A 16,033-nucleotide genomic window follows, 5' to 3' on the forward strand; every position below is an offset into this window, starting at 1 on the left:
CGCCCGCCTTGCGGTACGTGTTCAACACCTGAATGCCGTCGCGTTTCGGCAAGCCGAGGTCGAGCAATACAAGGTCGTACACCCCATTGGCAAGCGACAGCTCGGCGGCGCGTCCGTCCGCCGCCCAGTCGATCGCATAACCCAGCCGGCGCATGGAGTCGAGCACGGTCTCGGCAATCATTTCGTCGTCTTCCACCAGTAATAGCCGCATCGTGAAGTCCCCCGGTCATGCCAACAAATATTGAACATGCATTGTCCGCGGCAGGTGCTTAAGCGTTCCTTAAGCAAAGGCTTCCAGGAATCAATCGCTGCTTCGATCAACCTCGAAAATTACCAGTAATCCTTAGCATCTGGCTATCAAGAAACAGCTAATAACAAGCCAAGAAACGGCCGCCTTGCGCGACAAGTCAGCCGCTGTTAAGTCCTTAAGCCTGTCTTAAGCAACCGCGCAGCACAATGCCTGTAACTGTGTGTAATAATTCACCCCCGTCCTGGATATCACGCTGAAACAAGCCGCATTAATGAATATTCAAAACGCCCGCCGCTGGGCGCCGCGAGGCAAGCGAGTGTGGTTAATGAGTGCACTCGCACTGTGTGTCGCAAGCGGCGTCAGGCTCGCGTTGCACCCATTCCTGGGTCCGGTCATGCCGGGCGTCGCCTTCTGCATAGCGGCGGCCATGGTCGAATATTTCTTTGGGCTCATCCCTTCGCTGACGGTCATGTTGTTAGGACTGGGCATTGCCGATTACCTGTTCGTGCCACCTTACGGTGAGATTGCAGTCATCAATCGCGCTGACATCATGCTGGCGATTTCTTATCCGCTCGTCACGCTCTGCATGATCACCCTTATTGAACGGCTCCGGCGCGCGCAGTTCAGTACGGAACTGATCGCGGCAGTGGCGCTGTCACGCTATGAAATGTTGCTGCGTGCCGACAACGAGCGCGCGCTGTCCCGCCGGGCGGTGGACGAAACGCATCGACTCGTGCGGCATCTTCCGCATTATCACGACGCCATCATCCTGCTGCAGGCGGTCGATCGCAATGCGGCCCAAGGCGCGAAGGAAATGGCGCCAGGGCGGCTTTTTGCCAATGCGCATCCTGACGATATCGAAAGGCTTCAGCGTGGTTTGCAACCCGGGCGGCATCGCGTGCGCATTGGTTCGGGCGACGGCATGCACAAACTCGTGGAATGCATCTGCGAGCGCTTTACCACGCACGCCGGTGAGTTTCTGATCTTGCGCAGGGTTGATTAGCGTGACCAAGGAAACGCCCGCGTTGAACGCGTCGACCTTCTATTCCGGTAGCGACCATGCAGTCCTGATGCTGCACGGCCTGTCCAGTTCGCCGCTCGAAATGCGCCATCTCGCGCGGTACCTGAATAGCGAAGGGCTCACCACGTGCACACCCAACCTCCACGGTTACAGTGCAGGCACGCCGGAGCTGAGGATGGAAGCGTGGGTCACGGCCGCCGTCAAGGAATTCGATGCGCTGAGCGCGCGTTACCCACGCGTGTCCGTGTGCGGCCTGTCCATGGGCGCCACACTTGCACTGGCGCTCGTGCGTGAACGGCCCAGCGCGCAGGCTATCGTGCTGCTGTCCGTCACCCTCGACTACGACGGCTGGGCAATGCCGTGGTATCGCTTCCTGCTCGGCTGGGCGTATTACACGCCGTTGCGCCGCCGCTGGCGGTATCGCGAGGAGGCGCCGTTCGGGCTGCGCAACGAGGCGTTGCGTGCGAAGGTCGGCCGAGCGATGCAGCGCAACGACTTGAGCGAAGTCGGTCCGTCGAGCATCTCGCTTCCCGCGCTGCACGAAGCCAGCCGGCTTGCCGCGAGCGTGAAAAAAACGCTGACTGCGCTTAAGAACGATTGCCTGTTGATTCACGCAATTGACGACGAGACGTCGAGCCCGCGCAACGCGCAATTCGTCACGTCCAACATTGGATCGACGGTCATGCGTACCATCTATCTCGACGATTCTTATCACATGATTACCTCCGACAACGAGCGGGAAATCGTTGCCCGCGAGACAGCCGTGTTCCTCAAGGAAAGCGAGGCCGCCAGCAGCGCGGAAGGTGGCGCGAAGCCGGTGGTATCGAAGGCGTTGGCCCGACGCCTCCGGCAGATGGCATCCATCGGCAAATAAAGCCTGGGCGACAGCCCGGCGGCGGCCCACAGCGGCGTCGAAGCTTTCAAATCAATTTTTGGTAACTGAACGTTCCGCGCGCGGATAAGCGTCGCTTAAGCATGCATCGCGCAGTCTATGCGCAATGAGGATTCTGCAGTGCCGCATTGCTGGTCGACACAGACGCAGTATCAGATGAAAGCGGGGCCTTGTTCGAGATCGAAAGCTAATTCCGCCTGGCGCAAGCCCGGAGAGACTGTCATGCAAACCACCCTGTCGATTACATTGCGCGCCCATGCGGTGCTGTTGTCGGCGTCGGTGGCGGTGCTGACGGCGGCATGCCTGTTCATTGTGTTGTTGCTCCGCGTACCGTTGGACCGTCCGGGTACGTTCGGACTCCGGACGATGGTGTTCGTTATCGCGGTGCTCGGCGCGCTGTTTGTGCGGCATAAGGCAAGCTGCGCGTTCAAGGCCGCGTTGCAGAACCGCCAGATCCTGTTGAGCGACGTCAACGCGAACGGTATTTCGATCAGCAACGATTGCCCGCACGCGTGGCTGGTGCAGATGTACGCCGAGCTTTGTCCGGTGGCGGCGCGCCGGCAGATCGCGGCCAGGTAGTGCACGTCATGCACGTCATGCACCTCATGCACCTCATGCACCTCATGCACCTCATGCGCATGCGACGTGCGTTGCCGGAAGACGGTGGACTGACGGCGTGACCAACCCTTGCCGCCAATCGCCCGTCTTTTAGTTCAGATCAGCCGTGATCGGTACACGTCAGGACGATCCTTCCAGCTCAAAAGTAGTGGCAGACGTAGTCGACGGTTTCAATCACTTCGATCTCAAAGCTGGTGTTGCCCGGCACGGTGATGGACTCGCCCGCGCCGTATTCACGCCACGCATCTTCTCCCGGATTACGCACGCGGCATCGTCCGGCATTGACGTCGATCTGTTCCGGCGCTTGCGTCGAGAATGTCAGCAGAGCCGGGAAAATGACGCCTAGCGTCTTGCGCGTGCCATCGGCAAGCAGAATGGTATGCGAGACACATTTGCCATCGAAGTAAATATTGGCGTGCTTGATGATCGAGACATTGTCGAATTGTGCGGTCGTTGTCATGCGTGGAATTCCTATGGGCCGGTTGGCTGGCCGACGGCATGGGGCTCAGGCCGCCGGCACGATGATCTGTCTAATCGTTTGGTCTGAAGGGTGGTTTTGCTGCCCCGCAAAACATAGTGATTATTCGTCAGCTTGGCAATGGCTCCGTGCGCTTCGTGCGCGCGCCATGCGTCCGGCTTGCCACGCGCCGAAACGCTAGATAGGGAAACTGGTTGTCGACAGGATTTCCTTCAGGACCATGAAGGTCCTGACCTGGCGCACCCCGGGCAAGTACAACAACTGTTCGGCATGCAGGCGGTTGAAACTCTCGCTGTCGCGCGTGCGTACCAGCATGAAGCAGTCGATCTCGCCCGTCACAATGTGGCACTCCATGCATCCCGAGACCTTTTGCGCGGCTTTCTCGAACGCGGCGAAAGACTCGGGCGTGGAGCGATCCAGCACCACGCCGATGATCATCAGCATGCCCGCGTTGAGCTTCTTCGGGTCCAGCAATGCGACCGTCCCGCGGATCAGCCTCGCTTGTTTAAGCCGTTCTACGCGGCGCAAACACGCTGGTGCACTCAAGTTCACCTTGGCCGCAAGCGCGACGTTGGAAATAGAGGCGTCACGCTGAAGCTGTCTGAGGATCGCGCGGTCGACGCGGTCCAGCTCAGCGCCCGATTGATCACTTGGCTGCGAGCCAGTACGAACTTTTGTTGCGCTCATAGCTATTTCTCCACACGTTAATTACGTCGACTCGGCATTCATTCAGTGAGAATTAAACAAACGATAATTTATTCGCAACCCTGCTTCAGCCAAAGTTTTTTACCATACTTCTTATCGACGCAAATTAATGCGACGACTTGGCTGATCATCGGAGCGGCACATGAACCTCAAGAAATTTCCCCGTCACGCGCTCACTTTCGGGCCAACGCCGATCCAGCCGCTCGCACGGCTGTCAGACCATCTTGGCGGCAAGGTCGAGCTCTATGCCAAGCGCGAAGACTGCAACAGCGGCCTCGCATTCGGCGGCAATAAAACCCGCAAGCTCGAGTACCTGATCCCCGAAGCGATCGCACAAGGTTGCGACACGCTGGTCTCCATCGGCGGGATCCAGTCGAACCAGACGCGTCAGGTGGCAGCCGTTGCCGCGCATCTCGGCATGAAATGCGTGCTGGTGCAGGAGAACTGGGTGAACTACTCGGACGCGGTGTATGACCGCGTTGGCAATATCCAGATGTCGCGGATCATGGGTGCCGATGTGCGCCTGGTCGCGGACGGTTTCGACATCGGTTTTCGCAAGAGCTGGGAAGAGGCTCTGGAGAGCGTGCGGAAGGCGGGCGGCAAGCCTTACGCAATTCCGGCGGGTTGTTCGGACCATCCACTAGGCGGCCTGGGCTTCGTGGGTTTTGCGGAAGAAGTGCGTCAGCAAGAAGTGGAGCTTGGTTTCAAGTTCGATTACATCGTGGTCTGTTCGGTCACGGGCAGCACACAGGCCGGCATGGTTGTGGGTTTTGCGGCGGACGGACGCGCGGATCGGGTGATTGGTATCGATGCATCGGCCAAGCCTGAAAAAACCCGTGAGCAGATCCACCGGATCGCGCGGCAAACTGCTGAACGAGTAGAGCTGGGACGTGACATCACGTTGAACGATATCGTGCTGGATGAGCGCTATGGCGGCCCGGAATACGGTTTGCCGAACGATGGGACGCTCGAGGCCATCCGCCTGTGCGCGAGGCTGGAAGGTGTGTTGACCGACCCCGTGTACGAAGGCAAGTCCATGCACGGCATGATCGATAAAGTGAAACGCGGCGAGTTCCCGGAAGGCTCGAAGGTGCTGTATGCGCATCTTGGCGGCGTGCCTGCGTTGAACGCTTATAGCTTCCTGTTTCGCGACGGTTGATTGGGTGACGACGCCACGTCGTGCCTCGGCACGTTAAGATCATGAACGTGCCGATCACCCCACTTACCGATGACCAAGAAGCCCGCGCTGCCCCCCGAAGAACCCGCCGGACGCAAACGCCGTCCCACGCTTCGCCTCGCCTATGTGATCGGCAGCCTCGACCGGATCTTGCGGCGCCGGATGACCGAGGCGCTTGCTCCGCTCGGCCTGACCCTCGCGCAGTTCACCGCCCTGTCCGTTCTGGATGCACGTGGACAGGCGTCGAATGCCCAACTTGCGGAGCGTTCACTGATTACCCCGCAGTCGGCCAACGAAGTCATGAACGCGATGGCTGCCCGCGGCTGGATCACGCGAGAACCGGACCCCACGCACGGACGAATCGTCCTGCTGCAGTTGACCGATGAAGGCCGCGATGTCCTTCGGCAGTGCGAGCAGGTTGTGCGCGCACTCGAAGCGCAGATGCTTGCCGGTATCGAGCCGGACGTTGCGAGTTCGGTGCAAGGTCACCTCGAAATCTTCGTGCGCAACTTGCGCGGTTAATCTCCTCTCATTCAAAAAAGCCTAGGTGTTTTCACCGGGTCAAATCGCGCTTGCTATCTCAGGTTACCTGATATTAAATGGAGTCCAAGGCAAGTGATGACCGCACGCTATCAACGGTGATTAGCCTATTCATCAGGCCGCTTTTCAGACCCTATTTCAGGAAATTGACATGAGCACGTACGAAGGTCGCTGGACAACGGTGGACGTAAAAGTCGAAGAAGGCATTGCATGGGTGATGCTCAATCGCCCGGAGAAACGCAATGCAATGAGCCCTACGCTGAATGCCGAAATGCTCCAGGTACTGGACGCTATTGAACTCGATGCCACCGCGAAGGTGCTCGTGCTGACCGGCAACGGCGCCGCGTGGACCGCGGGCATGGACCTCAAGGAATACTTCCGCGAAGTCGATGCCGGTCCGGAGATCCTGCAGGAAAAGATTCGTCGAGACGCATCGGAATGGCAATGGCGGCGCTTGCGCATGTATGCAAAGCCGACCATCGCGATGGTCAACGGCTGGTGCTTTGGCGGTGGTTTTTCGCCGCTTGTTGCCTGCGATCTGGCGATCGCCGCTGACGAAGCGGTGTTCGGTCTCTCGGAGATCAACTGGGGTATCCCGCCCGGCAACCTCGTAAGCAAGGCGATGGCGGACACGGTGGGGCACAGGCGCGCGCTGCACTACATCATGACGGGTGACACGTTTTCCGGCACGGAAGCAGCCGACATGGGCCTGGTGAACAAGAGCGTGCCGCTTGAACAGTTGCGGGATGAAACCATCGCACTCGCGGCCAGGCTACTCGAGAAAAATCCAGTCGTATTGCGCGCGGCAAAACACGGCTTCAAGCGTGCGCGTGAACTGACGTGGGAGCAAGCTGAGGACTATCTGTACGCGAAGCTCGACCAGGCGCAATTGCGTGACCCCGAACAAGGCCGCGCACAAGGCCTCAAGCAATTCCTGGACGACAAGGCGATCAAGCCCGGCTTGCAAGCTTACAAGCGCTGAAGCGAAGGTTGAGGAGACAGGTCGATGAACAAAATCAGCATGCTGATTGGCGGCAGGGCGTGGCAAGCCGCCGACGGTGCGAGCTTCGAGCGGCGCAATCCGGTGAGCGGCCAGGTCGCGACTCGCGCGCCGGCCGCAAGCCCCGTCGATGCCGATGCGGCGGTGACAGCCGCGCACGCAGCGTTTCCCGCGTGGGCCGCGCTTGCGCCGACTGAACGCCGCAAGCGCTTGCTGAAAGCCGCCGACTTGATGGATGCACGCACGCCCGACTTTATCGCGGCGGGCGTGGCTGAGACCGGCGCCATGCCGAACTGGTATGGCTTCAACGTCATGCTCGCGGCCAACATGCTGCGCGAAGCGGCGTCAATGACCACGCAGATCGATGGCAGCGTGATCCCTTCCGACGTCCCCGGCAACCTTGCGCTAGCGGTCCGCCAGCCGTGCGGCGTCGTGCTTGGCATCGCACCGTGGAACGCACCCGTGATCCTCGGTACGCGCGCGGTCGCCATGCCGCTCGCGTGCGGCAATACTGTCGTGCTGAAGGCATCGGAACAATGTCCTGCAGTCCATACGATGATCGGCGACGTGCTGCACGAAGCGGGTCTCGGCGACGGTGTGATCAACGTCGTGACGAACGCGCCGGAGGACGCGGCGATGATTGTCGAAAGGCTGATTGCGCATCCGCATGTGCGCCGCGTGAATTTCACGGGTTCGACGCATGTGGGACGCATCATTGCGAAGCTCGCGGCGGAGCATTTGAAGCCGGCGCTACTTGAGCTGGGTGGCAAAGCGCCGGTCCTGGTACTCGATGACGCCGACCTCGACGCCGCTGTCAACGGCATCGCGTTCGGTGCCTTCTTTAACCAGGGGCAGATCTGCATGTCGACCGAGCGCGTGATAGTCGATCGCAAGATTGCCGATGTCTTCGTCGGCAAACTCACGACGAAAGCGCGTTCGCTCTTAGCCGGCAATCCACTCGATGCAGGCAGCGTGCTCGGCGCGATGATCGACGTCGGCGCAGTTGCCCGGGTAGCGGCGCTGATCGCGGATGCGAGCGACAAAGGCGCGCAATTGCCCACTGGGTGCAGACACGAAGGCGCGATCATGCAGCCGGTGATCGTCGATGGTATTACGCCGGAAATGCGCCTTTATCGGGAGGAATCGTTCGGACCGGTGGTGACGGTGCAGCGCGTGGATGGCGACGACGAAGCCGTGCGTGTGGCGAACGACAGCGAGTTCGGCTTGTCATCGGCAATCTTCAGCCGCGACGTGTCGCGTGCGCTGGCGCTTGCTAAACGCATCGAGTCGGGCATCTGCCATATCAACGGCCCGACCGTTCACGACGAAGCGCAAATGCCGTTCGGCGGCGTGAAAAGCAGCGGCTATGGACGCTTCGGCAGCCAGGCTTCGATCGCAGAATTCACAGACTTGCGCTGGATAACGATCCAGAACGAAGCCCGGCGTTATCCGGTCTAGTAGCGGACGCGGTCATATTTGGCCGGCCCACAGCCTTCGTGAAAGAAAGGCACGGTCCATCGCAATCAGACAGGCAGGAGACAAGAGCGTGACGAGCGTTGAAGCAGGGTTGGGCGCGCGGTATCGGGACGTGGCTGTGACTACCGCCACGACCGATGTCGTGAAACGAGGCAACGCGTGGTACTTGCGCTCCAACGAGCCATTGCGAGCGTTTCCGAGGCGACTCACGGACCGGTTGATCAGCGGCGCAGAAGCGCACCCGGCACGCGTGCTGGTTGCGCGCCGGGGCGAGTCAGGCGCGTGGATCGAGATCACCTATGCCGGCATGCTGGGGCGGGCGAGGGCGATCGGCCAGGCACTGCTTGACCTCGGGCTCTCGCAGGAGCGGCCGCTTGCCATCCTCTCGGGCAACGATCTGGAGCATTTGCAACTCGCCTTCGGAGCCATGCTGGCCGGTATTCCGTTTGCACCACTTTCGCCGGCTTATTCGCTTGTTTCAAGCGACTTCGGCAAGCTTCGCACGCTGCTGGACGTGTTGCGCCCCGGGCTTGTCTATGCCGCTGATCACGTCGCATTTTCTCGTGCGATAGAAGCAGTCGTTCCCGCTGACGTGGCGCTCGTAACGAACAGGGCGACGCCGCGCTCGATAGGGTTCGATACCTTGCTCGACCACACACCCCGCGACATTGATGCCGTATCTGCGGAAGTCAATGCAGACACGATCGCCAAGATCCTCTTCACCTCCGGGTCGACGAGACTGCCAAAGGCGGTACCGACCACGCACCGCATGTTGTGCAGCAACCAGCAAATGCTGCTGCAGACTTTCCCCGAATTTGCGAAGGAGCCGCCGCTGCTTGTCGATTGGCTGCCGTGGAACCACACCTACGGCGGCAGCCATAACGTCGGCATCGCGCTGTACAACGGCGGCTCGCTTTATATCGATGATGGCAAGCCGGTTGCCGGCAAATTCGAGGAGACGCTGCGCAATTTGCGCGAGATTTCGCCGACCGCGTATTTCAACGTTCCAAAAGGCTGGGAAGAACTCGCCATCGCGCTGGAAACCGACGAGCCCTTGCGGCGCCGTTTCTTCGCTCGCGTGAAGCTGTATTTTTTCGGCGGTGCGGGATTGTCGCAAGCAGCGTGGAACCGGCTGGAACGTGTCACTGAGCAACACTGCGGCGAACGTATCCGCATCATGGCGGGACTTGGCATGACGGAGACATCGCCGTCGTGCCTCTTCACCACCGGCCCGGTCATGCGGGCAGGATACATCGGATTGCCCGCGCCGGGCTGCGAGACGAAGCTCGTGCCAGTCGACGGCAAGCTCGAACTGCGTTTTCGCGGGCCCCACGTGATGGCGGGTTACTGGCGGCGGGACGTATCGGCAGCGGATGAACCGACGTTCGACGAAGAAGGTTTCTATTGCAGTGGCGACGCGGCAACGTTCGTCGACCCGGAGCGCCCGGAGATCGGTCTGCAATTCGACGGCCGCATCGCAGAGGACTTCAAACTGAATTCCGGCACGTTCGTCAGCGTTGGACCGTTGCGTGCACGAGTGGTATCCGAAGGTGCGCCCTATGTGCAGGACGTGGTGGTGACGGGGATCAATCGCGGGGAGATTGGTTTGCTCGTTTTCCCGCGTCTTGAAGACTGCCGCCGGCTCGCCGCGCTGCGTCCCGGCGTGGACCCGATTTATGTGCTGGGCGCCGCACCGGTCCGTGCGTTTTTCGCAGATCTTCTCTTGCGCCTGAACCGTCAATCGACGGGGGCGAGCACGTTCGTCGCCCGGTTGCGGCTGCTCGATACCCCGCCTTCGCTCGATCTGGGTGAAATCACCGACAAGGGATCGATCAACCAGCGCGCCGTGCAGAAACATCGGGAAGCGCTGATCGAGGCCATGCATGAGGCTGATCCGGACGATCCACGCGTGATCGTCACACCGAACAAATAAACCTGGCATTGCGCGCCGAAGGGATCGTTGGCGTGTGGATGGCTACGCAGAAATTATCGGGGAAAACCCGGCATATTAATAAGGATGACTAATATGAAGATGATCAAGACAGAATCCTCTGCAAGCAGTGTGTCCAGCAAGCCGGCTGTCCGATCCGGTGCTGCCATCACGCTCGCTCTATGCTTTGCCATTGCATTGCTCGAGGGACTTGACCTGCAATCGGTCGGCGTCGCCGCGCCGCGCATGGCGCGCGAGTTTAATCTCTCCGTCTCGCAAATGGGCCTGGCGTTCAGCGCAGGGACGTTCGGCCTCTTGCCTGGTGCAATGTTCGGTGGTCGTCTTGCCGACCGGATCGGACGTAAGCGAGTGCTGGTGATCTCGGCCTGCCTGTTCGGCCTGTTGTCGATTGCAACCGCTCTCGTGAGCGATTTCCAGACGCTGGTGATCGTGCGCGTGCTGACTGGGATCGGACTGGGTGGTGCGTTGCCGAACCTGATTGCGCTGTCGTCTGAAGCGGTGTCGCCGCGCTCACGCAGCACTGCGGTGAGCGTGATGTATTGCGGCATTCCGTTCGGCGGCGTGATCGCTTCAGCGATCGGCGTGCTGAGTGCGGGCGATGCCGAGTGGCGGCATATCTTCTACGTTGGTGGTGCAGGTCCGCTCATTCTCGTGCCCCTGTTGCTCGCGTTCCTGCCCGAGTCCAAAGCTTTCGAAAAGGCTTCGCGCGATGGCAGCGTAAAGCCTGCGCCAGTGGGCGAAATACTTTTTGGCGCCTCACGCGGTTTCTCGACACTGCAAATCTGGATCAGCTATTTTTGCACGCTGATCGTTCTCTATTTCTTGCTCAACTGGCTGCCCTCGCTGATGGCAGCACGCGGTCTCGCGCGGGCCGAAGTCGGCTATGTGCAGGTGTTCTTCAACGTGGGCGGAGGTAGTGGTGCGCTCTGTATCGGCATGCTGATGGACCGCATGCGTGCGAGCGTCGTGGTAGCGGGAATGTACATCGGCATTATCGCGTCGCTCGCCGCGTTGTCGATGGCGCCGGGTTTCACCGCGCTGACAGTATCTGCATTCTTCGCCGGCATGTTCGTGATCGGCGGTCAATCGGTCTTGTACGCGCTTTCCGCAGCGTTCTACCCAACCGCGATGCGTGGCACCGGCGTGGGTGCGGCAGTGGCGGTAGGCCGTATCGGCTCGGTGGTCGGTCCGCTTGCCGCAGGCCAGTTGCTGGCAATGGGTCGTAGTTCGTCGGTGGTGATCGGCGCGAGCATTCCCGTCACGCTGATCGCGGCGATAGCGGCCTTGCTGTTGATCAGGCGGCCACGCGCGAACGAATGAAGCTGTCCAGCGCTTTCTAAAAAAACAATTCGATAAACAACGGTATGGAGACAACGACAATGACACTGCAAGCACCCGTACGACTTCTTTTATGCAGCGCACTCTGCGTGGCAAGCGCGGCGGCTGTCGCGCAATCGAGTGTGACGCTTTACGGAATCGTCGACACCGGCATCGAATATGTATCGCATGCGAATGCTGCGGGAGGCCACGTGTTCCGTATGCCTGGCGTGACCGGCGAACTGCCATCCCGCTGGGGCCTGCGGGGTGCCGAGGATCTGGGCGGAGGCTATAGCGCCGTGTTCACACTCGAGAACGGCTTCAACACCCGCGGAGGCGATCTCGGGCAGGGCGGACGCTTGTTCGGGCGGCAGGCGTTCGTTGGGGTGAGGAGTCCATACGGTACCGTGGCCTTCGGCCGTCAATACACCATGACTTATCTGGCGCTCATAGGCGCCGACATTATCGGGCCGGACATCTATGGCCTCGGCTCACTGGATGCTTACGTACCGAACGCCCGCGCCGATAACTCGGTCACATATATTGGTACCTACAAGGGAGTCACCTTGGGCGCGAGCTATTCGTTCGGCCGCGACTCGACCGGAACCGGCAATTCGCCGGGACAAGGCACGTGTACTGGCTCCGTGCCCGGGCAGTCAACGCAATGTCGGGACTGGTCGGTCATGCTCAAGTATGACGCGCCGTCCTACGGCGTGGCGGCATCGTACGAAGAACAGCGCGGCGGCGGGCCAAATGCAGCGGCCAATTTCTTCGACGGCGTGGCGCCAACTGTCCTCACGAGCGCTGCAGAGAGGGACATCCGTACCCACGTCAGTGCGTATGCGAAGTTCGGCAATGCAAAGATCGGTGCGGGTTGGCTCAACCGACGGGTAGAAACCGATTCAGCGAGCGTACCTGACGTTCGTTCGAATCTTTTCTTCCTCGGCGCTTCGTACTACGTAACGCCAGCATTTCTCGTCGATGGGGAGCTGTACCGCATCGTGAACAACGATCACGACACTCGCGCGACGATGGGAACGTTGCGCACCACCTATCTCTTGTCTGCGCGCACGGCGGTCTATGCGCAAGCCTCTTATCTCGCCAATAGCGCGAGGGCCAGCTATTCGGTGAGCGGTGGCGGTGGCGGAACGACGCCGGCGCCCGGTGCTGGACAAACGGGCGTGATGCTCGGCGTGCGGCACATGTTCTAGGAGACATGAGATGAGAAAATCTGCAATAACACTCGCAGTAATGACGTCGATGACGCTTGCCGCATGCGGTGGCAGCAGCCATGACGACAGTAGCGCCGCCACGCCGCTTCCGCAATTGAGTGCCGCCACGCCGGCAAGCTTGTCCGGAACGTGCGAGGCATTGGCTCCTAAACTGGTGTTTGCGAATACCGTGTTCACGACGGTGAGCACCGTCGCTGCGGGTACGTTGACGGTGGCGGGGCGACCCATCGCGGAGCACTGCCTGATTCGGGGCAGCATGAACCAGCGGGTTAGCCCTGTCGATGGCCAGACGTACGCGATCGGCTTCGAAATGCGCTTGCCCGTGGCGTGGAACGGGCGCTTCTTCTATCAGGCTAATGGCGGGCTGGATGGCACCGTTGTGACGGCGACGGGCGAGATCAGCGGCGGTGGGCCAACCAACGATGCACTTAACATGGGATTCGTCGTCATCAGTTCAGATGCGGGCCACGATGGTTCCCAGACACCGCTTTTTGGCCTCGATCCGCAAGCACGTGTTGATTACGGCTACCACGCGGTGGCCACATTGACGCCAATGGCCAAGCAGGTCATCAAGCTTGTCTATGGCAAGGGACCGGACCGCAGCTATTTCGATGGTTGCTCGAACGGCGGCCGTCATGCCATGGTCGCCGCCGCGCGGTCATCGGGACAATATGACGGGATCATCGCGGGCGATCCGGGCTTTCATCTGCCTAAGGCGGCGGTGGGTGAAATGTGGAGTGCGCAGCAGCTTGCGACGGTTGCCACCGCGAATACGTCGGCCGGACTGCCGGATATCACAACCAGCTTTACCGCGACAGAGCGCGCCATGGTTGCGTCGAAGATCCTGTCGAAGTGCGATGCGCTCGATGGTGCAAGCGATGGTCTCATTCAGGATATCAAGGCGTGCCAGGCGAATTTCAATCTCACGAACGACGTGCCGACGTGTTCGGGCAACGTGCGTGACGGGACGTGCCTGACCACTGCACAGAAAACCGCTATCGGAAATGTCTTCTCAGGTGCTCGCAACAGCGCAGGCACGGCACTCTACTCAAGCTTTCCCTACGACGCCGGTCTCGGTGCAGGCTGGTCGGCCTGGAAACAGGGCAATTCGATCACGCTTGATCCGGCCGCTGCTGCTTTCACGTTTACCTCGCCGCCGCAGAGCGCTTCTGTGCTGAAGCAGTTGCCGGCGTATGCATTCAACTTCAGCATGGATACGGACGCACCAAAGATATTCGCGACCAGCGGTGTCTATACCGAAGCGTCATGGTCGTTCATGACGCCACCTAACGAAACCGATCTCAGCGCGTTGAAGAATCGTGGTGCAAAGTTGATGGTGTATCACGGCACGAGCGATCCCGTGTTTTCATCGAACGATACGACGGCCTGGTATCAGGCTCTTGCCGCGGCGAACGGAGGAGACGCGTCGAACTTCGCGCGCCTCTATACGGTCGCCGGCATGAATCATTGCAGCGGCGGTCCGAGCACCGATCAGTTCGACATGCTCACGCCAATGATCGCGTGGGTCGAACAGGGCAAGGCCCCGGACACCATCGTGGCGACTGCGCGTGATGCGAGCAACGTTGTTCCGAACCCCGACGTTCCGGCTGACTGGGGAGCAGGACGCACGCGGCCGTTGTGCCCCTATCCGAAGGTCGCCCGCTATAAAGGCGGCGATCTGAATGTGGCGAGCAGCTTCGCCTGCAGTTGATGGACAGGCGGCCCGGGCCGCCCGGACCCACGTCGGGTTTGAATCCCAGGAATCGCCGCACCCGATGGAATAGATGTTGGACCCCACGCGTTATGTGAGTGCAGCCAGGACAAACCGGTGAACCGGTAAAGGCTGCTACCACTCCAAACTTACGGGTTTCTTCATGTTCAATTCGCTCATTTCCCGTCGTCGCCTGATTGCAAGCGGATCGTTAGCGTCGGCGGGTATCGCGCTCTCGAAGCTTGCGTTCGGCGCCTCGATGCAAGACACATCGACCCAGTCTCCGGCCGATGCAAAACCGACGCTCGGCGTAGTGCCCGCTTACCTTGGATCATCGCCACAGACGCTGCCGCCGCTGCCTTATGCGGAAAACGCGCTTGAGCCCGTGATCTCGGCGCGCACCATTGGGTTTCATTACGGCAAGCACCATCGCGCATATTTCGATAACCTGCACAAGCTGCTGGCCGGTACGCCGCTTGCGCAGGCATCGCTTGAACAAGTGATCATGCAATCGCACGATCAACCCGCTCTCGCCGATGTCTTCAACAACGCCGCGCAAGCCTGGAATCACAACTTTTACTGGAATTCGCTGAGCCCCGTTACCACGCAGCCGAGCGAAAAACTCCAGGCGGCAATCGTGCGCAAGTTCGGTTCAACCGATGCGTTGACGAAAGCATTGGTGAAGACGTCGGCGTCGCAATTCGGCAGCGGTTGGGGCTGGCTGGTGCTTGACCAGGGCGAGCTTGCGGTCGTCAAGACGAGCAACGCGGAAACGCCGTTCACGCGGGGCCTCGCGCCGTTGCTGACGGTGGATGTATGGGAGCATGCGTATTACCTGGACTATCAGAATCGCCGTCCCGACTACCTCGTTGCTACCGTGTCGCAGCATTTGAACTGGGCGTTTGCGTCGGCTAATCTGGATCGGGTCTGAGTCGGGCGAGGGCATTGTGCTCGCAACATGGCCGCGGGCGCACAATCGATAGCCAACTTATTCGTCAGCTCATTTGTCAATCCACTTAGGCAGGGATTTCATGTTCACCATTTTCGGCCGTGTCAGTTGTGCAAGCGCCGTGATCGCGGGCTGTGTTGCAAGTACTGCCGCGTTCGCCGCCCCGCCCATCGATCCCCCACAAGCGGAGCGCGTGCTGGCGACGACCGCTTCCGGCGTGCAAGTGTATTCCTGTGAATACGACGCGCAGCACCACTTGGGTTGGGTGTTCAAGAACCCGCAAGCAACGCTCTACGACACAAGCGGCCAGCCGTTGATCCGGCATGCGGCGGGGCCGTCGTGGGAAGCGGACGATGGCAGCCGGATCGTGGGCCACGTGATCGCGCAAACGCCGAGTGAAACCGCCGCGAGCGTGCCACAGTTATTGCTCGAAACCCGTAGCACCGCGGCGAGCGGCATGCTGTCCGCTATTCGTTATGTTCAGCGCGTGAACACCGTGGGCGGCGTGATGCCGGCCTCGCCGTGTTCGACCGAACATGAGATTGGCAACTCGCCTTACATCGCTAATTACATTTTCTACAAATAGGTTGGGCGGGCGGTCATGATGACCGCTTCCCGTGCGCCGCCTTGTTCAAAAGACAATCATGCACGACTTCAGATTGCTGCCTCGCTTTCGTACGCTTCGCGCGGGTTTGCTGATTGCATTGGCCTTGTCG

16 protein-coding genes are annotated in these 16,033 nt (G+C 60.2%); 13 read left to right on the plus strand and 3 right to left on the minus strand.

What is annotated here, in order from left to right; translation table 11 throughout:
- Positions 1 to 211: response regulator (locus JWR14_RS34410; RefSeq protein ID WP_299717774.1), on the minus strand; the 211-nt coding region annotated here is incomplete at its 3' end.
- Positions 212 to 521: 310 nt separating this feature from the next.
- On the opposite strand from JWR14_RS34410, the gene JWR14_RS34415 reads away from it, so the two are divergent.
- The 3 genes from JWR14_RS34415 to JWR14_RS34425 all read left to right on the plus strand — a co-directional run bounded on the left by JWR14_RS34415 (position 522) and on the right by JWR14_RS34425 (position 2,742).
- Positions 522 to 1,253 (plus strand): DUF4118 domain-containing protein, encoded by a 732-nt coding sequence (locus JWR14_RS34415; RefSeq protein WP_299718406.1) that lies wholly within the window; start codon positions 522 to 524, stop codon positions 1,251 to 1,253.
- Between the two features lies 1 nt (position 1,254).
- Positions 1,255 to 2,145 carry an alpha/beta fold hydrolase gene (locus JWR14_RS34420; RefSeq protein WP_299718408.1) on the plus strand — a complete coding sequence of 297 codons (891 nt, stop codon included), beginning with the start codon at positions 1,255 to 1,257 and terminating at the stop codon, positions 2,143 to 2,145.
- Positions 2,146 to 2,385: 240 nt separating this feature from the next.
- On the plus strand, positions 2,386 to 2,742 hold the full coding sequence (locus tag JWR14_RS34425; protein WP_299718410.1) for a hypothetical protein: 357 nt from the start codon (positions 2,386 to 2,388) through the stop codon (positions 2,740 to 2,742).
- A gap of 178 nt (positions 2,743 to 2,920) precedes the next feature.
- On the opposite strand, the gene JWR14_RS34430 is transcribed toward JWR14_RS34425, so the two are convergent.
- Both JWR14_RS34430 and JWR14_RS34435 read right to left on the minus strand, forming a co-directional pair.
- Positions 2,921 to 3,241: a pyrimidine/purine nucleoside phosphorylase gene (locus tag JWR14_RS34430; RefSeq protein WP_299718412.1), complete on the minus strand. Its 321-nt coding sequence runs from the start codon at positions 3,239 to 3,241 to the stop codon at positions 2,921 to 2,923.
- A gap of 195 nt (positions 3,242 to 3,436) precedes the next feature.
- Entirely contained in the window at positions 3,437 to 3,946 is a 510-nt protein-coding gene (locus JWR14_RS34435; protein WP_299718414.1) for an Lrp/AsnC family transcriptional regulator, read from the minus strand.
- 160 nt (positions 3,947 to 4,106) lie between these two features.
- Here JWR14_RS34435 and JWR14_RS34440 point away from each other — a divergent pair, with 160 nt between their 5' ends.
- From JWR14_RS34440 to JWR14_RS34485, 10 genes are all read left to right on the plus strand, one after another.
- Positions 4,107 to 5,123, plus strand: a complete 1,017-nt coding sequence (locus JWR14_RS34440; RefSeq protein ID WP_299718416.1) for a 1-aminocyclopropane-1-carboxylate deaminase — start codon at positions 4,107 to 4,109, stop codon at positions 5,121 to 5,123.
- Positions 5,124 to 5,192: 69 nt separating this feature from the next.
- On the plus strand, positions 5,193 to 5,663 hold the full coding sequence (locus tag JWR14_RS34445; RefSeq protein ID WP_299718418.1) for a MarR family transcriptional regulator: 471 nt from the start codon (positions 5,193 to 5,195) through the stop codon (positions 5,661 to 5,663).
- A 169-nt stretch (positions 5,664 to 5,832) separates the two neighbouring features.
- Entirely contained in the window at positions 5,833 to 6,663 is an 831-nt protein-coding gene (locus JWR14_RS34450; protein ID WP_299718420.1) for a p-hydroxycinnamoyl CoA hydratase/lyase, read from the plus strand.
- Positions 6,664 to 6,687: 24 nt separating this feature from the next.
- Positions 6,688 to 8,139, plus strand: a complete 1,452-nt coding sequence (locus JWR14_RS34455) for an aldehyde dehydrogenase (RefSeq protein WP_299718422.1) — start codon at positions 6,688 to 6,690, stop codon at positions 8,137 to 8,139.
- Positions 8,140 to 8,227: 88 nt separating this feature from the next.
- Positions 8,228 to 10,090 carry a feruloyl-CoA synthase gene (locus JWR14_RS34460; RefSeq protein ID WP_299718424.1) on the plus strand — a complete coding sequence of 621 codons (1,863 nt, stop codon included), beginning with the start codon at positions 8,228 to 8,230 and terminating at the stop codon, positions 10,088 to 10,090.
- A gap of 99 nt (positions 10,091 to 10,189) precedes the next feature.
- On the plus strand, positions 10,190 to 11,428 hold the full coding sequence (gene mhpT, locus JWR14_RS34465; RefSeq protein ID WP_299718435.1) for a 3-(3-hydroxy-phenyl)propionate transporter MhpT: 1,239 nt from the start codon (positions 10,190 to 10,192) through the stop codon (positions 11,426 to 11,428).
- Positions 11,429 to 11,487: 59 nt separating this feature from the next.
- Positions 11,488 to 12,636 carry a porin gene (locus tag JWR14_RS34470; RefSeq protein ID WP_299718427.1) on the plus strand — a complete coding sequence of 383 codons (1,149 nt, stop codon included), beginning with the start codon at positions 11,488 to 11,490 and terminating at the stop codon, positions 12,634 to 12,636.
- A gap of 10 nt (positions 12,637 to 12,646) precedes the next feature.
- The gene (locus JWR14_RS34475; RefSeq protein WP_299718429.1) at positions 12,647 to 14,368 is read left to right on the plus strand and encodes a tannase/feruloyl esterase family alpha/beta hydrolase; all 1,722 of its coding nucleotides are present in this window, start codon (positions 12,647 to 12,649) and stop codon (positions 14,366 to 14,368) included.
- Positions 14,369 to 14,681: 313 nt separating this feature from the next.
- Positions 14,682 to 15,299, plus strand: coding sequence for a superoxide dismutase (locus tag JWR14_RS34480; protein WP_366144625.1), 618 nt, complete (start codon positions 14,682 to 14,684; stop codon positions 15,297 to 15,299).
- 100 nt (positions 15,300 to 15,399) lie between these two features.
- The gene (locus JWR14_RS34485) at positions 15,400 to 15,903 is read left to right on the plus strand and encodes a DUF3455 domain-containing protein (RefSeq protein WP_299718433.1); all 504 of its coding nucleotides are present in this window, start codon (positions 15,400 to 15,402) and stop codon (positions 15,901 to 15,903) included.
- Positions 15,904 to 16,033 lie beyond the last annotated feature (130 nt).

The sequence above is a fragment of the Caballeronia sp. genome (genome assembly GCF_028292365.1).
In the GTDB taxonomy this organism is placed as follows: Bacteria; Pseudomonadota; Gammaproteobacteria; order Burkholderiales; family Burkholderiaceae; genus Caballeronia.

Bases quoted from the DNA above. Each gene is read 5' to 3' on its own strand.
- JWR14_RS34440 (WP_299718416.1), top strand. From the start codon at position 4,107: ATGAACCTCAAGAAATTTCCCCGTCACGCGCTCACTTTCGGGCCAACG.
- mhpT (WP_299718435.1), top strand. From the start codon at position 10,190: ATGATCAAGACAGAATCCTCTGCAAGCAGTGTGTCCAGCAAGCCGGCT.
- JWR14_RS34475 (WP_299718429.1), top strand. From the start codon at position 12,647: ATGAGAAAATCTGCAATAACACTCGCAGTAATGACGTCGATGACGCTT.
- JWR14_RS34485 (WP_299718433.1), top strand. From the start codon at position 15,400: ATGTTCACCATTTTCGGCCGTGTCAGTTGTGCAAGCGCCGTGATCGCG.
- JWR14_RS34455 (WP_299718422.1), top strand. From the start codon at position 6,688: ATGAACAAAATCAGCATGCTGATTGGCGGCAGGGCGTGGCAAGCCGCC.
- JWR14_RS34415 (WP_299718406.1), top strand. From the start codon at position 522: ATGAATATTCAAAACGCCCGCCGCTGGGCGCCGCGAGGCAAGCGAGTG.
- JWR14_RS34450 (WP_299718420.1), top strand. From the start codon at position 5,833: ATGAGCACGTACGAAGGTCGCTGGACAACGGTGGACGTAAAAGTCGAA.
- JWR14_RS34425 (WP_299718410.1), top strand. From the start codon at position 2,386: ATGCAAACCACCCTGTCGATTACATTGCGCGCCCATGCGGTGCTGTTG.
- JWR14_RS34470 (WP_299718427.1), top strand. From the start codon at position 11,488: ATGACACTGCAAGCACCCGTACGACTTCTTTTATGCAGCGCACTCTGC.
- JWR14_RS34445 (WP_299718418.1), top strand. From the start codon at position 5,193: ATGACCAAGAAGCCCGCGCTGCCCCCCGAAGAACCCGCCGGACGCAAA.
- JWR14_RS34435 (WP_299718414.1), bottom strand. From the start codon at position 3,946: ATGAGCGCAACAAAAGTTCGTACTGGCTCGCAGCCAAGTGATCAATCG.
- JWR14_RS34430 (WP_299718412.1), bottom strand. From the start codon at position 3,241: ATGACAACGACCGCACAATTCGACAATGTCTCGATCATCAAGCACGCC.